24 protein-coding genes are annotated in these 22,477 nt (G+C 37.9%); 13 read left to right on the top strand and 11 right to left on the bottom strand.

Features of this window, described 5'->3' with window-relative positions:
* Positions 1-20: 20 nt before the first annotated feature.
* A complete protein-coding gene (locus J2S77_RS00620; RefSeq protein WP_306973680.1) occupies positions 21-869 on the bottom strand; it encodes a VOC family protein in 849 nt (282 codons plus the stop codon).
* Between the two features lie 202 nt (positions 870-1,071).
* Here J2S77_RS00620 and J2S77_RS00615 point away from each other — a divergent pair, with 202 nt between their 5' ends.
* A complete protein-coding gene (locus J2S77_RS00615; RefSeq protein WP_306973678.1) occupies positions 1,072-2,064 on the top strand; it encodes an HNH endonuclease domain-containing protein in 993 nt (330 codons plus the stop codon).
* 96 nt (positions 2,065-2,160) lie between these two features.
* On the opposite strand, the gene fosM is transcribed toward J2S77_RS00615, so the two are convergent.
* Positions 2,161-2,583 carry a FosM family fosfomycin resistance protein gene (gene fosM, locus J2S77_RS00610; RefSeq protein ID WP_306973676.1) on the bottom strand — a complete coding sequence of 141 codons (423 nt, stop codon included), beginning with the start codon at positions 2,581-2,583 and terminating at the stop codon, positions 2,161-2,163.
* 215 nt (positions 2,584-2,798) lie between these two features.
* Entirely contained in the window at positions 2,799-3,122 is a 324-nt protein-coding gene (locus J2S77_RS00605; protein WP_306973674.1) for a nucleoside triphosphate pyrophosphohydrolase, read from the bottom strand.
* Positions 3,123-3,258: 136 nt separating this feature from the next.
* Between J2S77_RS00605 and J2S77_RS00600 the strand changes: the two genes are divergently transcribed.
* The 3 genes from J2S77_RS00600 to J2S77_RS00590 all read left to right on the top strand — a co-directional run bounded on the left by J2S77_RS00600 (position 3,259) and on the right by J2S77_RS00590 (position 5,285).
* Positions 3,259-3,903 carry a YusW family protein gene (locus J2S77_RS00600; protein ID WP_306973672.1) on the top strand — a complete coding sequence of 215 codons (645 nt, stop codon included), beginning with the start codon at positions 3,259-3,261 and terminating at the stop codon, positions 3,901-3,903.
* Between the two features lie 110 nt (positions 3,904-4,013).
* Positions 4,014-4,535: a YusW family protein gene (locus tag J2S77_RS00595; protein WP_306973670.1), complete on the top strand. Its 522-nt coding sequence runs from the start codon at positions 4,014-4,016 to the stop codon at positions 4,533-4,535.
* 75 nt (positions 4,536-4,610) lie between these two features.
* A complete protein-coding gene (locus J2S77_RS00590; RefSeq protein ID WP_306973668.1) occupies positions 4,611-5,285 on the top strand; it encodes an HAD family hydrolase in 675 nt (224 codons plus the stop codon).
* A gap of 41 nt (positions 5,286-5,326) precedes the next feature.
* Here J2S77_RS00590 and J2S77_RS00585 read toward each other — a convergent pair whose 3' ends face one another.
* Positions 5,327-5,782, bottom strand: coding sequence for a nucleoside deaminase (locus tag J2S77_RS00585; RefSeq protein ID WP_306973667.1), 456 nt, complete (start codon positions 5,780-5,782; stop codon positions 5,327-5,329).
* Between the two features lie 173 nt (positions 5,783-5,955).
* Here J2S77_RS00585 and J2S77_RS00580 point away from each other — a divergent pair, with 173 nt between their 5' ends.
* Together J2S77_RS00580 and glyA are read left to right on the top strand one after the other, a co-directional pair.
* Positions 5,956-6,606, top strand: coding sequence for a GntR family transcriptional regulator (locus J2S77_RS00580; RefSeq protein WP_306973666.1), 651 nt, complete (start codon positions 5,956-5,958; stop codon positions 6,604-6,606).
* Positions 6,607-6,620: 14 nt separating this feature from the next.
* Positions 6,621-7,955, top strand: coding sequence for a serine hydroxymethyltransferase (gene glyA / locus J2S77_RS00575; RefSeq protein ID WP_306973665.1), 1,335 nt, complete (start codon positions 6,621-6,623; stop codon positions 7,953-7,955).
* A 155-nt stretch (positions 7,956-8,110) separates the two neighbouring features.
* Here the strand turns inward: glyA and J2S77_RS00570 are convergent, their stop codons facing one another.
* From J2S77_RS00570 to J2S77_RS00540, 7 genes are all read right to left on the bottom strand, one after another.
* A complete protein-coding gene (locus tag J2S77_RS00570) occupies positions 8,111-8,281 on the bottom strand; it encodes a type II toxin-antitoxin system RelE/ParE family toxin (RefSeq protein WP_306973664.1) in 171 nt (56 codons plus the stop codon).
* Between the two features lie 127 nt (positions 8,282-8,408).
* Positions 8,409-8,822 (bottom strand): AbrB/MazE/SpoVT family DNA-binding domain-containing protein, encoded by a 414-nt coding sequence (locus J2S77_RS00565; RefSeq protein ID WP_306973660.1) that lies wholly within the window; start codon positions 8,820-8,822, stop codon positions 8,409-8,411.
* A gap of 211 nt (positions 8,823-9,033) precedes the next feature.
* Positions 9,034-10,980, bottom strand: coding sequence for an FtsX-like permease family protein (locus J2S77_RS00560; RefSeq protein WP_306973658.1), 1,947 nt, complete (start codon positions 10,978-10,980; stop codon positions 9,034-9,036).
* Positions 10,970-11,731 (bottom strand): ABC transporter ATP-binding protein, encoded by a 762-nt coding sequence (locus J2S77_RS00555; protein ID WP_306973656.1) that lies wholly within the window; start codon positions 11,729-11,731, stop codon positions 10,970-10,972. The genes J2S77_RS00560 and J2S77_RS00555 overlap by 11 nt, the downstream gene beginning before the upstream one ends.
* Positions 11,732-11,949: 218 nt before the next feature.
* Entirely contained in the window at positions 11,950-12,954 is a 1,005-nt protein-coding gene (locus J2S77_RS00550; protein WP_306973654.1) for a sensor histidine kinase, read from the bottom strand.
* Positions 12,951-13,640, bottom strand: a complete 690-nt coding sequence (locus J2S77_RS00545; RefSeq protein ID WP_306973652.1) for a response regulator transcription factor — start codon at positions 13,638-13,640, stop codon at positions 12,951-12,953. Before J2S77_RS00545 ends, J2S77_RS00550 begins: the two co-directional genes overlap by 4 nt.
* 803 nt (positions 13,641-14,443) lie before the next feature.
* Positions 14,444-15,640: an MFS transporter gene (locus J2S77_RS00540; RefSeq protein WP_306973650.1), complete on the bottom strand. Its 1,197-nt coding sequence runs from the start codon at positions 15,638-15,640 to the stop codon at positions 14,444-14,446.
* Between the two features lie 164 nt (positions 15,641-15,804).
* Here J2S77_RS00540 and J2S77_RS00535 point away from each other — a divergent pair, with 164 nt between their 5' ends.
* Genes J2S77_RS00535 through J2S77_RS00505 form a run of 7 tightly spaced genes read left to right on the top strand, consistent with a single transcriptional unit; the run spans position 15,805 to position 22,400 of the window.
* On the top strand, positions 15,805-16,473 hold the full coding sequence (locus J2S77_RS00535) for a GntR family transcriptional regulator (protein ID WP_306973648.1): 669 nt from the start codon (positions 15,805-15,807) through the stop codon (positions 16,471-16,473).
* A gap of 3 nt (positions 16,474-16,476) precedes the next feature.
* Entirely contained in the window at positions 16,477-17,673 is a 1,197-nt protein-coding gene (locus J2S77_RS00530; RefSeq protein WP_306973646.1) for a CaiB/BaiF CoA transferase family protein, read from the top strand.
* 16 nt (positions 17,674-17,689) lie between these two features.
* On the top strand, positions 17,690-18,598 hold the full coding sequence (locus J2S77_RS00525; RefSeq protein WP_306973644.1) for a hydroxymethylglutaryl-CoA lyase: 909 nt from the start codon (positions 17,690-17,692) through the stop codon (positions 18,596-18,598).
* A 15-nt stretch (positions 18,599-18,613) separates the two neighbouring features.
* The gene (gene leuC / locus J2S77_RS00520; protein WP_306973642.1) at positions 18,614-20,041 is read left to right on the top strand and encodes a 3-isopropylmalate dehydratase large subunit; all 1,428 of its coding nucleotides are present in this window, start codon (positions 18,614-18,616) and stop codon (positions 20,039-20,041) included.
* A complete protein-coding gene (gene leuD / locus J2S77_RS00515; RefSeq protein ID WP_306973640.1) occupies positions 20,028-20,636 on the top strand; it encodes a 3-isopropylmalate dehydratase small subunit in 609 nt (202 codons plus the stop codon). Before leuC ends, leuD begins: the two co-directional genes overlap by 14 nt.
* Before the next feature lie 19 nt (positions 20,637-20,655).
* On the top strand, positions 20,656-20,886 hold the full coding sequence (locus tag J2S77_RS00510; protein WP_306973639.1) for a hypothetical protein: 231 nt from the start codon (positions 20,656-20,658) through the stop codon (positions 20,884-20,886).
* Between the two features lie 14 nt (positions 20,887-20,900).
* Positions 20,901-22,400, top strand: a complete 1,500-nt coding sequence (locus J2S77_RS00505; RefSeq protein WP_306973637.1) for a sodium:solute symporter family protein — start codon at positions 20,901-20,903, stop codon at positions 22,398-22,400.
* The last annotated feature ends 77 nt before the right edge of the window (positions 22,401-22,477 follow it).

The raw sequence follows: 22,477 nt of genomic DNA, 5'->3' as shown, positions 1-22,477 counted from the left end.
TTTGCTATATCGTGAGTTGATTAAACAACGAGACGTATCCGATTACCAGATGGATCAGTCGCAATCGTTTCACCATTTTCCTCAGTCACATCAGCACGAATACCTTCTAATTGTTTTAACACTGATTGTTTCTGCTCATCACTATTTAGTTGAATGGTATAGAATTTTAGTCCAGGTGAATCGTCAGCTGATGGCGGTGCACCCACGCCATTCCAAATATTGATGCCAATATGGTGATGGTAATGGCCATCAGCGATAAATAATGCCTGATCGCCTAAGCGACAGACAATTTCCATGCCTAAACCTTCTGTGTAAAATCTTTTTGTTTCTTGTAAATCAGCAACATGTAAATGAATATGACCCATAATTGTCTTTGCCGGAAGCCCTTGCCAGCCAGAGTCAGTCGCATGTTTTAAAATATCAGCTGCATCAATCGGATCGACTGCCATATCCACCTGACCATTTTGCCAATTCCACTCGGATGGATCACGGTCAGCATAAACTTCGATGCCGTTTCCATCTGGATCTGAAAAATAGATAGACTCACTCACTAAGTGATCAGATGCCCCAATCGGAACATTTTGAGCTGATATATGCTTGATGAAATCTGCCAAGTCAGAACGTGTAGGCAATAAAATCGCGAAATGATATAGCCCAGCTGTGCGACGTGACTTCTCACTTGGCTGATCTAATGCATGTAACGTTAATAACGCCGTTTCACCGTCAGCTGTTAACTGAGCAGTTGATGCCTCTTGATTCAATACTTGAAACCCTAAAATCTGTTTATAAAACGCAGTCGCTCGCTGTAAATCAGTGACCTTCAAATCAACATGACTCACATGTGCAATCGGTGCTCGATGGAATTGCATGTGGAAAATCTCCCTCCGATTATTTACTTACTTTATGTAAGTTAGTTTAATGTAGTAAGTTGATTAAGTCAATTAAAATAGGTTGGTACTTAAATTAAATATTAAATTTATGAAACAAGAACAAATTTAACTATATTCTTCCTTTTAAGATGGTTGTTGCTAACACACATAGGTTGTAAAGTGTTAGTAAGGTGGTGTGACAATGTATCATAAGTTAAAGGTTGCAGAATTAAGCGAATCTTATTTAACTGATGAAGATATTTGGCATGTTTTAACAGTAGTGCTATCAAATAAATCTGCAAAGTCTGCTACATATAAATATGCTCTGATTAAAGCCATGATTGAAAATTTATATCAGGTCAATAACCAATATGAATTAACTTATGATCAGTTAGCTTATAGTTTTGCAAAGATATATTGGAATTTAATCATTCATCATGGTCTTGTGAAACAAAATAGCAGTCATAAGCAAGCTAGAATTGTCACAGAGTTATTGGCTTTTCAAGAAAAACATGGCGTACCTCAAGATTTTAGCTTCGATAAATTAAAATCAACCTTGCAATTAAAATTAGTATCTAAAGTCAAATCGGTTATGAAAATTAATGTTTTTGGAGCGTTATATGGCGATACCCAAGAAGTTTTCTATGAATTTAATCACCAGACTGAATATTTTCGCTTTCAATCTCAAGTACATGAATTCATGATGAAGTATCAGCGCCTAATCGTTAATTTAACTAATTATCACATGGCAAAAATGATTGAGGATCTAAATGAATATCCATCTACTAGTTACTTACTCGGTAAAGTTGAAAGTATTGCAAAACGAAGTTCTTTAAAGCCATATGAGCAAGTGTTGTTAAACTACTTTGAAGCTACTTGCTTCTACTGTGGGAAGAGTTTGTCTAAGGGTAAACGAGAAAGCCATGTCGATCACTTTATTCCTTGGTCATTCGTTCAATCTGATCAAATTTGGAATCTCGTAATGGCATGTGGAAGGTGTAACGCTCAAAAGAATGACAAGCTACCTGAACGGGATTATTTGGATGCTATTATTTCTCGAAATGATCAGTTACAAGAAATGATTGCAGATCAAGATTACGACCCTTCTTTAAGGAATTATCATGATCAAAAAATCATTATGCTGTACGATTATTCGATTAAAAATGGTTTTGATGATATTTGGGTACCGAAATAAAAAAGATATTTTTATTTGTAAATTAATGTTGGGTTATTACAACATGAGAGAATATTTTATTGGAAGATAAAAATCTATATTCTACAGGAACTCCTATTAGTTATAAAATTCCATATGCTTTTTCTCTTGCTTATAGTAATCTAACCTATCTTGTAATGTTCCTGTATGAAATTCAAATTTATGTCCATCGGGATCGGTGAAATATATAGACTTTTTATCTTTTTCATCTCTAGGACGACCTGACAAGATATTTACATTTAGTTTCTCTAGTTTGTTATACATTTTATCAAAATCTTCTTCTTCAATAGAAAAAGCAATATGTGTGTAGGATTGATGTATTTCATTTCGGGGGATATCTTTCTCTTCATTAAGAGCAAACCACATTCCATTTACATCGAAATAGACCGTTGAGTTGCCCTTAACTAATAATTTTGCATCAAATACCATTTTATAAAATTCAATAGAACTATTTAAATCAGAAACTGAAAATAAAAAATGGTTAAGTTCCTTAATTTCCATATTCTCACCTCAATAAGTATTTCTTTTAAATATACTATAAAAAATTTCTTTATTTAAGAAACAGTAAATTAACAAAAGTTGTTTGTATCATTTTAAAGGGAAAATAGTAGTTATATTAGCCAAACCGAATTGTTCGCTAAACACACTTCAACTTAATATAGGGATGAATGGTAACGCTGAATACTAAACATACCATTTTTAAGGGTATTAACTTTTTAATCTTCAACCTCTTCTAAAAAGATCTTCTTATCAAATCCACCTCGTTCAGAAGCTTTCTTTTGACGGATCTCTTCGATTTCACCGATGTCAGCGTTATGTACTTTGGCTAAAGCGTGAATTACCTCAAGTGCGTCGGCAAGTTCTTCTAATACTTCCTTTGTGTTATCAGCCTCATGAATTTCACCAACTTCTTCGTAGAGTTTCTTTTTTAAAGAATCAACATATTCTTCAGTATTTAATACGCGTGTAGAATAGGACTTTCCAGTGTTTTCGATAACTTCTGGTATGTAATCGCGAACTAATTTTTGATAAACGGGCATTGTTTTCGCTCCTTTGTATAATTTACAACCATTGTAAACAATTTGGATGAGCGATTCAATTTGCATTAAGCGTATAAATGATGCAGTTATGGACACCCCAATAAATAGAAGAACTTAATCATAAGGGGTGGACTGAATGAAAAAAATTTTCGCTTTAATATTAGGTATGGGATTGTTTTTAACAGCCTGTGGGACGGCTGACGGAACGGATTCTGGCGTGGGTATGACGGATCCTAATGAAGATAATGAAGAGTTAACGAGTGAGGATGAGGATGGAGTGGCTGATGGTGATCAGGCGACAGAGATCAATGATGGGCCTGATGAATCAGGTGAGGATCCTGATAAGCCACAGGATCGTGATGGTCAAGAAGGGACAGGGGTAACAGATCAAGATGAGGAATGGGATAACGATGTGGACGACATAAAGCGTGAAGCTGAAGGTGGTTTGCGTCATGGTGTTGTTGATTTTGAGTTAGAAATTGATTTTCAAAATGATCAGGGCGAATGGCAGTTTGATTATGAAGTGAAGCAAGATGGTAAAAAGGCGAAGGTTGAAATCGATCAGGATCAGGAAACGGATCGTGAAGGGAAGTTAGCGGTCGAAGAAATTGAAGCGATGATTCAGAATATTAAGCCGACACCTGATCTATCTAAGGAAGAAGCGTTTCAACGGGTTTATAATCATTTAGAGATTATGGAAGAAGAAGTGCTGGAGATTGAGTTGGATATTGATTTTGATGATGGTGACACGTTGGAAGTTTCTCATCATTATTCGAAATAAATTTGTGTTGATAAGGGATATTATCTTGATATCAACTGGCTGACAAGTGGCTTAGTGATGGAAAATATAGGGTATATAACTAGTAAACGAAGTTCATTGAGGTGAATGATATGAGATGGATGTTTATCTTTATATTAAGTTTCATTTTAATTCTGACCGCTTGTGGTGGCAATGACACAGGTAATTCAGGTGGAGATGCGTCTAGTGAAGAGAATAGCACGACGACTAATCAAGAAGATGAATCGGCTTCGGATGGTTCTAATACGGAAGATACACAAAGTGACGCATCGAATTCGGATAATGAACGTGACTTATTTCATGATGTTATCAGTTATGAATTGGAAATTGAATTTAGTAATGGTGATGAGTGGAGCTATGATTATGAAGTAGAAAATGACGGTAAGGAAGGCGAGATTGAACGGGATAGTGAATCAGATCTGGACGGTCGTGACGCAATTGATCAGATTGAAAATATGATTGAAGCGGTTCAGCCAGCCCCGGATTTATCTTATGATGAAGCATTACAACGAATTTATGATCATTTAGAAATTAATCAAGAGGATGTTCAAGCAGTTGAATTGGATGTTGATTTTGGCAATGGTGACACATTAGAAATCGAGCGAACATTTTAATCGATTAGCTTTAGTATGTCTCTGTCTTTTTATGTGCTAGAATGGTAAGAAAGCATGTAAAACGGAGGCATAAACATGGCAGTCGTAACAGTCGATTTCGATGGAACATTATATCAAGGTGATTCGTTTAAAGTCATGTTTCAAGTGGCGAAAAAGGATTATGGAGTAAAAGAATGGTCTGTCGTGGGCGCCGGCTTAATAAAAAGTTTTGTCCTAGGTGTTGTAAAAGGGAAAACAGCATTTAAGCATGAATTCTTCAGAAGTTTTGCCAGGTCTTTTAAAGGAAAGACGCAAGAAGAGTTAGCAGAGTTTTTTGATCAATTAGCACGTCATGATTTGGAACGTGTGAATTATGATTTAGTTGAGACGGTGAAACAGCATCAAAATAATGGTGATGATGTTGTTGTATTATCAGGTGCGCTTATGCCATTTTTAAAAGCTTTTACACGAGAAGTTGGTCTAAATGATGTTGAAACGATTGGGACACAGTTAGTGTTCGATTCAGATGGCGTGTGCCGAGGTCAAATTGGTCGTATTGTAAATGGAGATGAAAAAGTAGAACATTTACAAAATTGGCTGAAGTCAAATGGACGCGATCCAGAAACTGAAACCTTGTATGCATATGCCGATAGTGAAACGGACGCACCATTATTTCAATTTGTCGATTACCCTTATGTGGTCAATCCAGATGAAAGGTTGAAACAAATGGCAGTACAGAAGAGTTGGTTAACGTACGAACCGACAAAATAAGATAATCCGGGTGCTGAGTAAAATGAGCACCCGGATTATTTTTATTGATGACGTTTTTTATACATTTGCATTGGATTATAAGTATCTTCTGTTAAAGTCATTTGTTTCATTGGATGTGTGCGTTCTGCAGGGGCTTTTTGAAGATCGTCAGCCACTTGTTTTGATTTGCCGAGACCTGCATCAACGGCTTCATCTGATGATTGAGCATAATAAGTTTTCTGAATACCTGCATATGCCATAGCGGAATAGCACATCGGACAAGGTTCACCGCTCGCATACATCGTGACACTTGATAAATCATTCGTTTGCAGTAATTTTTGTGCTTGGCGGATGGCAACCATTTCAGCATGACCACTGACATCATAGCGATTGTGCAACTGGTTCACACCTTCAGCGATGATTTCGCCATCTTGTACGAGGACAGCCCCGAACGGTTGGCCGCCTTCTTTGACATTGTTGGCAGCTAATTTAATCGCGTGTTGCATAAATTCGTCCATTATTTGAGCCTCCTAGGATGAGTAGCATGTCTGATTTATTTTAACATATCATGCGTGAGTGAGTTATGAGATAAGTGCGTCTAATTTTGAAATAAACAGGCCTATTTATTTCATTAAATGGACTAATTTCAAAATTATTTGACTTTTCATACTAAAACCGATATATTGGTTTTATGAAGAAGAAAACATTTCAGACAATCGAAAGACCATCGCTACGTGAACAAGTCTATCAACAAATCAAAGATGCTATTGTCCGACTTGAATTAGAACCAGGTCAGAAGGTAAGAGATCAAACGTTGGCTTCGGATTTTGCGGTCAGCCGTACACCAGTGCGTGAAGCTTTAAGGCGACTAGAGGATGAAGGATTAGTCGAGGCAAAGCCAGGATCAGTCACCAAAGTGGCTGAAATTGATGAGCAGGAGGTGAAACAAGCGACAAAAGTAGTTGCGTCTTTACATGCTTTAGCTGCTAAAGAAGCATGTCCTATGCTGACGCAAACTGATTTGGATGAGTTGGTCACTATTAACGATAATCTTGCTAAGTGCTTAGAAGAGCAAGACTTAACAGAAGCGGTTAAATGTGATGATCAATTTCACCAAGTTTTTTTATCGCGGGCAGGTAACCATGAAATTATGCGTGCACTAGAACCTGTCCAGCCAAAAATTAGACGTCTGGAGTTTGCTAAGTTTAAGTCTGTGGATGGAATAAACTCGGTTAGTGATCACCAAGAGATCATAGAAGCTTGTTACAACCAAGACGCCAACCTTGTCACAACCCTCGTAGAACAGAACTGGTTGAGTTTATTCGAATTATTAACTCAATAATGAGGAGGATGACGATGAGCGTAACGGAGCAAAAGCATGAAGTTCATGATTCGAAGGTGTTAGATTGGGCGAAGGATATTATTGATAAATCACCTTCAAATCGCCTTGTGGCAGATGAAGTGTTGAATGCAGTTAATCGGAACAAAGTTTGGCGAGGTGATGAGTGTTTAAATTTATTGGCACCAGAAGCCCCGACAAGTCCATTAGTTCGAGATCTATTGTCATCGGAAGTAGGGACGCGAGCTGCTGAAGGTCATATCGGCCGGATGGAACGTTGGTTTGCTGGGACACAGTATATTGATGAAATAGAAGCGCTTTGTATGGAGTTATTGAAAAAAGCATTTAATGTTAATTATGCTGATCACCGTTTAGTGGCTAGCATGATTGGGAACATGACAGTCTACTCTGCTATGGCTGAACCAGGTGATCATATTATGAGTCTCTCACAACCTTATGGCGGCCATTCGAGTAACCGTAATGATGGTCCTGCTGGGATTCGTGGAGTCAATATACATGATGTGCCGATGGATGGACATGAATTGACGGTAGATTTAAATGAATTCGAACGTGTTGCACGTGATGTAAAACCTCAGTTGGTATCGCTTGGGGCATCCATGACATTATTTCCGCTACCAGTTAAGGAGATCTCAGAAATTGTGAAACCTTGGGGTGGCAAGGTGTTCTTTGATGGGGCTCACCAGTTAGGGCTAATTGGAGCTGGGTTATTTCAAGATCCGTTGAAAGAAGGGGCAGATATTATTACGGGCTCAGCTGGTAAAACATTTAGTGGTCCACAAAGTGGCATCATTTTATGGGATGATCCTGAATTAACAGAGCCGATTACTGATACGATTTTCCCAACGCTAGCAGCGACTCACCAGGTAAACCGTGTAGCAGCATTAGCTGTGGCAGCAGCTGAATTTATCGAGTTTGGGCATGATTACATGTCGCAAATCGTAAAAAATGCTAAAGCCTTGGCTGCTGCCTTGGAAAATGAGGGCATACCAGTCTTAGGTGCGCACAAGGGCTACACAGAAACACATCAAGTGATTGCAGACGTCAGTCAATATGGCGGCGGTTATGATGTAGCGAACCAATTAGCTGAAGCGAATTTGATTGTGAATAAGAATCTAATTCCACAGGATCGACCTGAGGATTGGGATACGCCAAGTGGCCTTCGAATTGGTACAACTGAAGTCACACGTCTAGGCATGTACGAAAAAGATATGCAAGATATTGCTAAACTGATTGCCGATGTTGTAAAAGGCAACGACACGGTAGGTAATGTGAAACAGCGTGTGATGAATATACGGCGTGAACATCAAACATTATATTATTGTTATCGATAAGTAAAGATGATTTTAAAGGCTAATCGCTCAGGCGATTAGCCTTTTTTAGTGGTGTATTTTAATAAATAGATTTCGTTCAAGCTTATTTTAATTGATGGATATCTTGTGGATATTGAAATTGGTTTTTGGGAGGTTTAACCCTTTCGAATAGAAGGTTATGACATATAACGTTTTAACTCTTCGTAAAATGATTCTCTTGTTCCAGCTAAAATGACAACAATGATTTCTTCTTGATCGTTATATTCGATGCGATAAGCTAGTTCATAATGAATTCCATTGTAATGAATATCAAGACAAAAAATACCGGATAGATCTCCTGATTTCATTTCACAAGGTATGGGTCTAACCGGATATCTTGTATTTTGTCATAAAACTTTTGTTTTAAAGGCTTTTCTTTCAATCTTTTGAGGAATCTTTTAGCGGGATTTAAATAGATAACGGGGCGCAAATCAGTCACTCCTTTAAGTCACCAAAAAGCTCATTCGTTTCATCATTTTTCGAAGGATTATATTGCTTAGCTGCTTCACGAGATTCAGCAATAAGTTCTTCTACAGCAGGGCGAATTTTGGCTTTTTGGCTTTGGAAAGCTTTGATTAATTCCTGTCCTTCATATCCTTGTGCAATTAAGTCTTTTAAAATTTCCTCAGAAAAATCTGCAACATTAGGTGCTTTGCGCAACACAATTTCGTCTTCTCTTAGTTCACAAATAATTTCATTTCCCATATTTAATTTCTCATAAAAATATTTGGGAATGGTGATTTGACGTTTTTTTGAAACGCTAATGTGCTTCAAATCATCTACTTTTTTATCATTCAACTTTGTTCCCTCCAACTCAGATGTTGGTTGTAAAGAAGTTGTATTCCACATTATACTATGACCTCCTTTGCTGTGTGTATTCAACAAGATTTGTTATTTATTATAACAAAGAAACAATGATATTAGTAATTCTTTGTTTCTTTGAATGAGTGGTGAGTTCTTTGATTTTTGAAATTTATCTCAAAAGTGGAGTAATTAATTAAATAAGTGCAGCTAGTGATCTAATAACTAATCTCCAGTCATACAAAAAAGAAGCACTCGTTTAGAGCGCTTCACGAATAATTTTCTTATAATATAAAACGGAGAGAATTCCGAAGATGGAATACAGTGCGGTGTAAAGTACCATCACGATTAACATAGGTGTCCAGACTTCTGAACCGAAGAAGAACCAGCCTGATTGAACAGCAAAGTAACTGTGTAATAGTCCGACAACTAAAGGAATACCAAAATTGAATATTTGCTTGATCTGAATCCCTTTAATTAAGTCTCCTTCTGTGAAACCAAGTTTTCTTAAAATGGTGTAGCTTGGCTTTTCGCTTTCACTTTCATCCATTTGTTTAAAGTAAAGGACACAACCTGATGTAATTAAGAATGTTAGGCCTAGAAACCCGACAATAAACATCGTTAGTCCCATATTCATTTTCTGGTCTCGACTTGATTGTAATTGTGATTCGTTGCCGCCCTCATTAAGGTTTTCTTGATGGAAGAGGGTGTTGGCACGTTCCAAGTTTGTGGCGTCATTAATATTAATGCCTGTGTAGACTAGTGAGCTTTTTTGGATATCTGGATTCATGTTGTCTTTAAGTTTTTCGAAAATTGATTGATCAACGACCCCTAACGGCATGCCTCCACTATTTGTATAGTATGATGACACAAGGTATTCGCGGTTTAAGCCTGCAAAATCTTGCTTGATTACCGTATCTTGAGCTTTTAATTCAATTTCTCCAGAGTCTTCAATGGTCATATAGGACTGCATTATATCTGAATATCCTGTTAATAATGTTTCGCCCTCTGATAGCTCAATATCGTCAAAATCTTCGTCACTCACAATAGGGAGTGGTAGTTCAGAGGTGTCGACGTTCGTGTTGTCCATATTGACATCAAGGATACCACTGACATCTGCGGTGACTTGAAATACTTCGACTTGATTCTTGTCATATGAAATCCCTTCTTCATTCAAAGCTTGTGTGAATGTTTCTATACTTTTTTCATTGACTAACGCAAAGTCGGCGACTACGTAATCTTCTGCGGTCTGTTCAGCAGAATAATAAGCGATATAGCTTAAGCTCAGAAGACCAATCGAAAGAGCTGAGACAGTAGTGATAATCGTGAGTAATAATGCATTCGATTTCATTCGGAACATAATCGATGACAATGATAACACTTTATTGATACTTAAATAGCCATTGTTTTGTTTACGAATGAGTTGGAATATGAAAGCTACAGACCCTTTGTAAAACAGATAGGTCCCAGTTATGACGGACCCTAAAATAAAGGCCATAGCTGAAAACAGTTGAGTGACAGTTGTGAAATCCCCATCAAATAGCTTTTGTGAAACATAGTAGCCAGAGCCAATCATTACAATTCCGAGAATGCCGATTATAACTTGCCAAATTGACATCTTTTTAACTTTGACTTCAGTTGATTGACGAACTTGAAATAATGCTAAGATGCTTTGTCTTTTAATAAAAATAGAGTTCATTAACATAATCAGTAAATAAATACCGATAAATACGAACAAGGTTTGAACCAAGGCTTCAGATGAGAAACGTAAGGTAGCCACAGCTTCTACACCAGTAATCTTAAAAACGATCATGACAATTAGTTTAGAGATTGAAAAACCAACTAAAATACCAATCGCAACTGATGTGAAATAAATGATGAAGTTTTCTATGCTTAGAATCTTAATGATTCGGTTCTTTGTCATGCCAATTAATTGGAAAAGCCCAATCTCACTACTGCGTCGTTTAATAAATAAGCTGTTCGCATAGATGAGAAAGAATCCGACGATTGCTACTAATAAGATTGATCCTGCTTTTATTGCGGCTTCTCCCCGTACAGATCCTTTGGTGGCATCCATCGACGGATCGTACTGCAACGTCACAAAGGCAAAGTAAATCGCGACACTGAAGATTAAGGCGAAGACATAAAGATAATAGTTGCTCAAATTTTTTCTGAGGTTACGGATCATCAGATGATTAATGCTCATGTTGAACCCCACCTAATACACCCTGTGTTTTCATAATGTCTTTAAAGAAGCTTTGTCTGTCTTCGTGTCCTTTGTTGAGTTGCGAATAAATTTGACCATCCTTAATGAAAATCACGCGACTGCTATAGCTTGCCGCAACTGGATCATGGGTCACCATCATAATGGTGGATTCGCGGTTTTTATTCAGTTCACTTAGTTTGTCTAGAAGGTTAGATGCAGATTTAGAATCCAGTGCGCCAGTTGGTTCATCAGCAAAAATAATACTCGGTTCATGAATAAATGCACGTGCAGCTGAGGTACGTTGCTTTTGTCCGCCTGAAATTTCATTCGGATATTTATCACGAACGTCATATATCCCGAGTTCGTTAGCGACTGCTTCGAATCGCTCATTAGCTTGAGATCTCGACACTTTTTGAATCGAGAGAGGTAAAAGAATATTTTCTTTAACTGTTAATGTGTCTAATAGGTTATACTCCTGAAAAATAAAGCCTAAATTATATTTGCGAAACTCGGCTAACTTTTTGGATTTCATGTTCGTAATCATGCTTCCATCAATCTTAATTGTTCCTTGGCTAACTTGATCGATGGAAGAAAGAACATTAAGTAGCGTCGTCTTCCCGGAACCAGATGCCCCCATAATACTGACAAATTCACCTTTTTCAATGTTAAGGTCAATGCCTTGTAGAACCTCTTGTTTGTTAAATTTGTTTCCGTAGCTCTTGTGAATTTTCTGAGCCTCTAAAATGTTCATGGTTAGTACTCCTTTCAATGAATCTGAATTAATTGTATAAGGGGGACGGGGTTGTTTTCCTTCATTTCACCTAACAATTAAACGACGCATGTGACATTTTTGTCATTCGATTTGTTGTTTTAGGTTTAGTAGAATTTTAACTTTCAAGGGGAGGTTGAACATGATTGGAGCCTAAGATCAATTTCATGAGGCATGTTGAAACATCTATTAATGACTCATCATGCATCCGTAATAGTCACGAAATCATTTCTCTTAGGGAAAATGAGTTTTATTGCTGTACCTTCACCAAGTTCGGAATTGACATGAATATTAATTTGTAAAGATTCTGAGACTTGTTTCGTCAGATAGAGCCCCATACCAGTTGCTGAATTGTCTTGATGTGTGGCAGTTGACGTGAACCCTTTTTCAAAAATCCTTGGCATATCCTTCGCGTCAATTCCCCGACCGTGGTCTTGAATGATTAATATCGTTTGGTTGTCGTTTTGTTCACTACTAATCTCAATATCCGAGTTCTCACTGTATTTCACAGCGTTAGATAGAAGCTGCCTAATGATAAAAGCCAGCCATTTGCTGTCAGTTAACACGGACTCAACTTCCAAATTAATGTCAAATCCGATCTTTTTGTGGATGCACCACGATTTTAATGTCCTGATTTCTTGATAGATCATGGGTTCCAGTTCCGTTCTTTCTATATAGAGGTCATTCTCGATAAAGGACATGCGTTTTTTATGTAATTGTTGGTCGAGTAATAAATGGATGCGGAGCCACTCGTAATTGAGGTCAGCTTTTAACGTGTTATCTTCAATTCGGTCGATGATGAGTTGCATGGCTGTAAGTGGTGTTTTAACTTCGTGAATCCATGAAAGAAGTTCATTTTTTTCTTGTTCTAATGATGTTCGGTTCTGAGACTCTATTTGCTTTAGGTGTTCAGCTTGTTCAGATAAGTTATGGTGGACTATTTTTTCAAAGGGTGAAGCGGGCTCTGGTAACTCAGACTCATCAAATTCATTACCCCAATCGTTCAGGGATTGATAAAATTTCGATTCTTTAACGAAGCGAATACTAAGGAATAAAACAAAGATGGTACTCGATAGGAAAACGTAATACGAAATCGAATTCATAGAGATATTAGGGTCAATATAAGCTATAAACAACAGTAAGAGTTGTAAAAGTATAAATAACATAATCCAACTGCGACGCTCGATTAAAAACTTCCCAATCATGATGGAGTCTCCTCTTTTGCTATATATCCTTGTCCTACTTTTGTTTCGATATTTTGCCCCAGAGCAATCTCATCTAAACGTTTTCTAAGGCGATTGACGTTTACGGTGAGTGTATTATCGCTAATAAACCGTTCATCTTCCCATAATTGGTGAATCAATTCGTCGCGACTGACGATTTTGTTTTTATGTTCAATTAAAGTTTTTAAGATGTAAGTTTCATTTTTGGTGAGTTCAATTGTGCCATTGTCGTTAGACACGCTATTCTTTTCGTAATCAACTGTTGCCCCGCACCATGTCTTAAGGTGGATATGGTCATTATTGTAGTTGTACACACGCCGAAGTGTCGCCTGAACCTTCGCAATTAAGACATCAAAATGAAAAGGTTTCTGTATGTAATCATCAGCGCCTAGTTGCATAGACATCACCATATCAGTTGGGTGGTCTCTGGATGATAGAAAAATAATGGGTACATTAGAATGATTGCGAATCATCCGGCACCAGTGAAACCCATCATATTTGGGCAGTTGGATATCGATGATGACAAGATCCGGTTTAACTTCGCTGAATTCCTCCATCACTTTTTCAAAATTAGATATGCCGAACACATCATAAGACCATTGAGTTAAACGCTCTCTAATTTCAGAGAAAAGTGACTCATCGTCTTCGATGACTAATAACTTGAACATGACGATCCCTCGCAATCTAGAAATACTTGTTAACGTAAGTATAAATGGAGTTTATTGGCAAGACAAGGTCGAGCTGGACGGGCTAAGGTGAATGTTGTTTTCGAATTTTTAAATAGTTGGATCCAGTTATTTAATAATTTAAAGGAGGATTAAAATTGTTCACTCTTTAGACTTGTGCCAACATATTGGTTTTATAAAGAAGAAATCATTTCAGACGATCGAACGACCAACGCTGTGTGAACAAGTTTATCAACAAACTATAGATGTCATTGTTCGACTTGAATTAGAACCAGAATAGAAAGTACGAGAGCAAATTTTAGTGGGGGATTTTTCAGTCAGATGAAGGAACACACCATATCCTCTGATAAACTTTAAGGGCTATTTTGTCCTATAACTATAGACATAAGGCAAGGGGGTCTTTATCTAAGTGCACATTATTATTTGAGTAATTAGTTAAAAAGCATTATTACTTTTCCGATTATTTAAACAGTGTATTTAAGTTGGTTGTTACACTTTTTCTATTCCCTAAATAGTTTAAAGTTTTGTCATTAGTAACTGGAACAGGCGAATTCAGGTTTAATAGCTTAATAGTTATTATTATAACCTTAACTAATATGACAATTTTTAATATGGGTTATCAGTTTGGGGGGAGTAGAGGAGGCATTTATAATGGATTGAAAATTTATAAAGGAATGCGTTTGGCTGAGATAGTTTAATATTAATCATATTATAATTGAATCTTAACTGTAAGGGGGTACAATAATGTCAATTAACTTGACTACCCCCGCATGCTCCACATTCAACTATCTTTCAAACCCAACCCGTTTTGCAACCATCAATACACCCAAAACGGTAGCCATCAACCCTGCGAAGTAGATCCATCCCCACATGAATCCACCTGTTTGATCGACTAATAATCCATATACAGGAGGTCCGATAATAACACCTAATGTTCCGATGGTTAAGCTAACTCCGCTCGATACACCGGAAAACTGCTTAGGGACGGATTCTGCTGCGGCGATCATCCAAATGCCGTTGAAGCCTGATACGGTAAACCCTAAAAACGCAATGAAGATAATAGTCACCCAAAATGGTGTTTCGGCTGGAATGAACGCAAGGGTCGATGCCATGACTCCGCCCACAACTGCAACTATCATTAAAACAATAATTCTATCACCTTGGAAAATTTTGTCACTGATTATGCCCCATAAAATCCTACCTAGTGAACCGAAAATTTCAGAGACAACAAGGGCTAATCCTGCAACGACAAGAGCATAGCCTAAATATTCAAATGAATAGAACACAATGTACGTATTAACGATCATTTGTCCGGCACTTAAACAAGCTGCAGAAATGCTTACTAATAGGAGTGATTTTTTTTGGACGACTTGTGTCAAGTTCTTGATGATGTCTTTCTTACCACCCTGTTCATCTTCATCCTCTTCAGGCTTTGGGAAAACATTAATGGTGCTTAAACTATATATGATTAAAATTAGGCAAGCCACAAACAGCACAACTCTCCAGCCGTACATATTGGCTAGTGGCAGCATGATTAATGCACCTAAGGCCGAGCCTGTTGTTACCCCGGTTTGTTTGATTCCCATAGCGGTTCCTAAATTGTGTTTTGGAAACCAATACATGATTCCTTTATTCGTTGCTGGATGCATCGCGCCGTAAGCTGCTCCACCTATAAAAATACAAAGTATTAATATGCTAAATGCATAGGAAAAAGTAGTGGCCATAAATGCTGAGCTAATAGTAAGAGAAACGATTAAAAACATGACTTTAAAGCCGATGCGATCTGATAAAATGCCGGCTAAAATGGATACTGTTGACTGGCCAATAAAAAAGGCTGTCGGTAGCAATCCAATTTGTGCTTTTGTTAAGTTTAAGTCTTCTTCAATCAATATCCCTAGTGGAGAAATGCTTCGTCCAATCAAGGAAACGAGTATTTGTAAGATAAATAATAAAGCTAACAATCGCCACGGGTTAAGTTTCATGATTTAAAACTCCTTTTCCAAACATAATAGCTTAATTCAATTATATTATAAATATAAAGATAAGATTTACTATTTAAAATGTTGACAATTTTCAGATAACAGTTTACCATACTTTTCAAGGAAAGCGGTTACAAAAATTTAAATTTTCAGAAAGGAGGAAATTCGTGGCTGGTATCATAAAAGCGGAGTCGTACCATATTCAGGCGTATAAATATATCCAGAAATCATTATTGGAGAAAAAATATAAACCTGGAGAACAGATTACGGAAGTCGGTTTAGCGAATGAATTAGAAATCTCGAGAGGTCCAATCCGTGAAGCGATGCGAATGTTAATGCAGGATGGGTTATTTGTTCAAAATGGCTCAAGAACTTTTGTATTCAATCCGTCTTATCAGGATGCGTTGGACTTATATCTTTGTAAAGAAAGACTTGAGCCGCTTGCTGCAAAGTTAGCCGCAAAAAATATTGATGAAGATGGAAAAATGGAACTTTCTAATATGCTGGATAAAATTGAAAATTCCGTAGCCAACGAACAACCGGTGGAGGAAATTACAACATATAATACGGAGTTTAATGATCTAATTCTAACTTTTTCAAAAAATGATCAGCTGATTCATTTCATGAACCTAATTCGATCTAAAACGATTTATATGAGAAATGCATTGTTGGGTGAGGTTAACCGTAGGGATGTGTTTTTAGAAGAATACCGAGCAATCACTGCTGCGATTAATCAAAATGATGATTGTTTAGCAGAACAATTAATGATTAAACATGTTGAAGTAGACTTAGAAATGTTGAAACAATATTTTGAGAACGCAACTGAGGAGGAATAGTAGATGACAGCTACGTTAGAGGGACTTAAAGTTGTTGAACTAGGAAATTTCATTGCAGGTCCATTTGCATCAAAGATTTTTGCTGAGTTTGGTGCAGACGTCATTAAAATTGAATCACCTGAAAAAGGGGATCCATTACGCGAATGGCGTCATGTTTACGAAGGGCGATCGCTATGGTGGAGACTCCAATCAAGAAACAAAAAATCTCTGACAGTAAATATGAAAGAGGAAGAAGGTCAGGAAGTTGTTAAAAATCTAATCAAAGAAGCAGACATCGTCATTGAAAACTTCAAACCAGGCACATTGGAAAAATGGGGATTAAGTTATGAAAACCTAAAAGAAATTAATCCGGGCATCATTATGGTACGTATTTCTGGTTATGGACAGACAGGACCATATAAAGATAAAGCTGGATTTGGGAGTGTTGGTGAATCGATGGGTGGAATCCGCTACGTAACGGGGCATCCGGAATTACCACCACCACGAGTAGGTATTAGTTTGGGGGATCAAATTACTGCAATGTATGCTGTGGTCGGTGCGATGTTTGCAGTTTATCATCGTGATGTCCTTGATACCGGAGAAGGACAAATGATTGATGTGGCTCTTTATGAATCGGTATTTAGTCTAATGGAGGGAATGCTTCCGGAATATGAAAAATTTGGAGCTATTCGTGAAAGGCAAGGGACTTCACTACCGGGCGTAGCACCTTCCAATACGTATCAATGTAAAGACAATAAATATATAGTCATCGGTGGTAATGGGGACAAAATCTTTAAACGATTGATGAATGCAATTGGGCGTGAAGATGTTGCTAATGATGAACGGTTCCAGAACAACAATGGTAGAGCAGCTGAAGCAGACTATTTGGATGAAGTTATTCAGGCGTGGACGGATACGGTCGATTTGAATGAAGCGATGGACGTATTAGATAAAGCAAGTGTTCCAGCAGGTCCAATTTATAACATCGAAGACATCGTAAATGACCCTCAATATCAAGCACGTCAGATGTTTGAAGAGCATCAGTTAAACGATGAAGAAAATATTCGCTTACCTGGCATCGTCCCAAAGATGAGCAAAACGCCTGGAACAACCAAGTGGCTTGGCCCTGATTTAGGTGCACATAATGAGGATGTACTAAGCAATATATTGGGGATGAGTTCTAAGGAAATCAAGGCATATAAAGATAAAGGAATTATTTAATGAGAGGAGGATTTAAGTGATTCATATCCAGGAAGTCGTCACTAGAGATGGACTTCAAAACGAAAGAGAATATGTGCCGACTGAGAAAAAAATTGAATTGATTAATCGGATAAGTCAAACAGGTGTCAATAAAATTGAGGTGACCTCTTTTGTTTCACCGAAAGCCGTACCGAATTTAAAAGATGCAGAAGAAGTTATGAAGAATATCGATCGTAACCCAGATGTTACGTATACTACTTTAATTCCAAATCTTAAAGGCGCTCAAAGGGCGGTAGAATGTGAAGCAGATGAAGTAAATCTATTAGTTTCAGCCAGTAATACGCATAATTTAAAAAACGTAAAGAAAACGACAGAAGACACATTTGAAAGTTTTAAAGAAATAATCGACTATCTTTCGGATAAGAATATCGCACTTAGCGGAGCACTCGGCACTTCGTTTGGTTGTCCATTTGAGGGAAACGTACCAGAAGAAAGAATTCTAGACTGTGTGCAGAAATACATCGACTTAGGTGTTAACCGGATTACATTAGCGGATACGACAGGGATGGCAACGCCAAAGCAGGTATATGAACTATCAAGTAAGGTGTTGGATGAATTCCCTAATATTACGTTGACTCTCCATTTTCACAATACGAGAGGAATGGGACTGGCTAACGTGCTAGAAGGTATCCGAGCTGGTGTGATTCACTTTGATGCTTCTCTTGGGGGCATTGGAGGGTGTCCGTTTGCACCAGGGGCATCTGGAAATATTTGCAGCGAAGATTTGGTGCATATGCTTCATTTTATGGATTATGAACTGAATGTTGACTTAGATAAAATGATTGAGACTTCAAAATACTTACAGACACTATTATCGCATCCACTCGATGGACAAATTATCAATGCCGGTAAAATAACTGATCTACATTCGGTAGATGGCATCTAATTAGGAGGTGGAAGGATGTCACAACAGACGCTGTTCGACAAAGTTTGGGAGAAACATTTGATTGAAATGGAAGAGCAACAATTATTGTTTATTGATTTACACCTGATTCATGAGGTGACTTCCCCGCAAGCTTTTTCAAAACTTCGTGAAGAGGGGCGTCTGGTTCGTCGGCCAGATTTAACATTCGCAACGGCTGATCATATCGTTCCAACAGGAGAACGGGATAATATACGTGATATATTGGCAAAAAAACAAATTGATTTTTTGACGAAAAACTGTGAAGAATTTGGAATTACTCTTTATGATATCGACCACCCAGACAATGGTATTGTACACATTATTGGACCGGAGTTAGGTCTTACGACACCAGGAAAAACGATCGTTTGCGGAGATAGTCATACATCGACCCACGGTGCGTTTGGATCCTTGGCATTTGGTATTGGGTCCAGTGAAATTACACATGTATTGGCAACCCAGACTTTGCCTCAAAAAAAGCCAAAGACAATGAATATTCATATCGATGGTCAGCTCAAAGATTACGTTACTTCCAAAGATATTATTCTAAAAATTATCCAAGAGATCGGTACAAACGGAGGTGCTGGTCATGTTGTCGAATTTACAGGTAGTGCGGTAGATGATATGTCGATGGAACAACGCATGACACTTTGTAATATGATCATCGAGGCAGGCGCTCGTGCAGGGATGATTGCTCCGGACGAAAAAACGTTTGAATATTTAGAAGGAAAAAGATTTGCTCCTAGAGGTGAAGCATGGGAAGAAGCGGTTGCAGAATGGAAGACTCTAAAAACAGATCCAGATGCAAGTTATGATAAAACAGTCGTGATTCATGCTTACGAAATCAGTCCACAAGTGACATGGGGAACAAATCCTTCCCAAGGAACTTCGATTGAGGGTGTGGTACCGGACCCAAATGATCTAAATAAAGGGGCAGATCAAGACACTGCAAAAGCGGCACTAAAGTATATGGATCTGAAACCGCTTACAAAAATTGACGATATATATGTTGATAAAGTTTTTATTGGATCGTGCACAAATTCACGGATAGAGGATTTAAGAGTCGCAGCAGAAGTGTTGAGAGGGTACCAAGTTTCCAGCAAAGTTGAGGCACTTGTTGTTCCGGGATCCTATCATATTAAACGTAGAGCAGAGGAAGAAGGGCTGGATCAAATCTTCATCAATGCTGGATTTGATTGGAGAGAACCAGGATGCAGTATGTGTCCAGGGATGAATCCAGATATGGCTAAACCAGGTGAACGGATTGCATCTACATCAAACCGAAACTTTGAAGGCCGACAAGGAAAAGAAGCAAGAACACATTTAGTTAGCCCAGCGATGGCTGCAGCGACTGCGGTTAAAGGTCATTTTATTGACGTGCGCGATTGGACATTTAAAGAGGACGGTGAAAAAAATGCAACCTTTTAGTCGATTTAGTGGTCAGACCATCTCAATTAATCAAACGGATATTGATACAGATATTATTATTCCAGCTGAATTTTTGAAGCGGATTGAACGGTCCGGGTTTGGAAAATACATGATGTATTACTGGCGCTATGATTCTGATGGAAAGGTGAAAGAGGATTTTCCATTAAATCAAGAGGCTTATGAAAATGTGTCGATTTTAGTTACAGGTGATAATTTTGGTTGTGGATCATCTCGTGAAAATGCTGTCTGGGCATTACATGATTATGGATTTCAAGTGATTATAGCACCATCATTTGCAGATATCTTCAAAAATAATTGCTCGAATAACGGATTACTTACGATTGAGTTGGATCATGAAACGATAGATTTATTACATGCTAAGTCAAAAGCAAAGCCCCCTTATCATTTGGAGGTCGATATAGAGAAACAAGTGGTTTTTGATCATGATGGATTCGAGGCTACTTTTAATATTGATCCGAAAGTGAAGTACAAACTTCTCCATGGCTTGGATGATATCGACTTAACGTTATTAATGGAAGATAAAATCAATGAATACGAATCCGAACGACCTATTTACTTGAATCCATCCACATAAACTTAAGGAGGATGAATGGATGTTTAAAAAAGAACCGATCAAAAACGTTAAATTATGGATTGTGTTAGGTATCCTTTTTCTAGCTAGTGTTCCTTGGTATTTGCCTGCAGGAAGCTATGAACCTATTATTTTAGGAATCCCTTATTGGGGTTGGATTGTTTTGATCGTATCAGTTGCTATTTCAGCGACATTGACATATGCAATTAATAAACTATGGATTTCTGAAGAGACTGAAACAGACGAAAATTAAAAAGGAGTGTTTAGATGTCTGAAGATTTGGCATTTGGCGGCTGGTCTGGCATTCTTATTATGGCTGCTTATGGATTGATTATGCTTGGAATTGGTGTCGTTACTTACTTGCGTAATAAAAATATAAAAGCATCCAATGCGAACTATTACCTAGGTGGTAAAGGTTTGGGTGTTATGGTTTTGTTTTTCACCTTTTATGCAACACAGTATAGTGGAAATACAATTATTGGTTATGCGCCTCAGGGCTACCGATTGGGTTTTATGTGGTTACAATCGGTTACGTTTATGATTTTAGTTATTGTGGGGTATATGATTTTTGCACCAAGACTTTATGCGCTTTCAAAGAAATACAATTTTGTCACACCAACAGACTGGCTGAATAAAAGATTTAAAAATAAAGGAATAACGATTCTTGGCGCTTTCTTAATGTTGTATGGTTTGGGGAACTACTTACTTGAACAATTAGTCGCTGTCGGACAAGGTGTCTCAGGGCTCACCGGAAATACAATACCATATCAATATGTCGTGATCTTTTTCATTTTAATCATGTTAACATACAGTTGGCTTGGCGGTATGAAGTCGGTAGCCTATACAGATACCATGCAAGGAGTTGCGTTGCTTTTCGGTGTATTTATCCTTTTGATTGGCTCTATTACTTATTTTGGTGGATTACCTGCAGCTACCGATTACATGGAAGCTTTTGCGCCGGAGAAATTGGGTGTGCCAGATTTGTCGGGATCGGTCGGGTGGTTTAGCATGCTCTTCCTAGTCACCATCGGCGCAGCCATATACCCACACGCGATTCAAAGGATTTTCTCAGCAAAAAGTGAAAAAACATTGAAAAATTCAATGGTCGGTATGGCATGGATGCCGTTTGTGACAACAGGAGTTGTTTTGTTGGTTGGTATTATTGGAATGAATGTATTTCCGGGGCTGGGAACGATGGAATCGGAACAGTTGGTTGGTATGATGGCGAATGGTATCGCATCTGAAAATCTATTCTTTTATTGGGCTATGGTTCTCTTGTTCGGTGGAATTATCGCCGCCATTATTTCAACAGCTGATTCGGTACTATTATCATTTTCATCGGTTGTTTCCAGAGATTTGTATGGTAGATATATCAATCCGAAGTCGACTGAAGAAAAACAGATTAAAGTCGGTAAAATCGTGGGTATAATTGCCACTTTCCTATTGCTTTACATCGCATGGAATCCACCAGCAACTTTATTTGATATTTTCGTCTTGAAATTTGAAGTGCTGATTCAGATCGCACCAGCCTTCATTCTTGGACTTTATTGGAAAAAACTTCACACCAAATCTGTATTTGTCGGTATGGTGGTTGGAACCATTGTAGCTGCAACATTTACCTTTGCTGGACTTGAACCGTTAGGTGTGCTAAGTGGACTTTGGGGTCTAGCAATTAATACTATAATCGTTGTGATTGGTAGTTTGTTACTCCAAAAAGAAGAGTTTTATTTTGATGAAGAATTAGAATCTGTTTCGGAAGCTGTATAAATGGCGATTGAAGCTGCTTCATAGAGTGGTGATCTCTGTGAAGTGGCTTTTTTATGAGGGAATTGGTCAATATGTCA

This window comes from Alkalibacillus salilacus, assembly GCF_030812915.1.
Lineage (GTDB): Bacteria > Bacillota > Bacilli > Bacillales > Alkalibacillaceae > Alkalibacillus > Alkalibacillus salilacus.
Note: the sequence above shows the minus strand (reverse complement) of the source record. Positions and strands in the feature narration are given on the sequence as shown.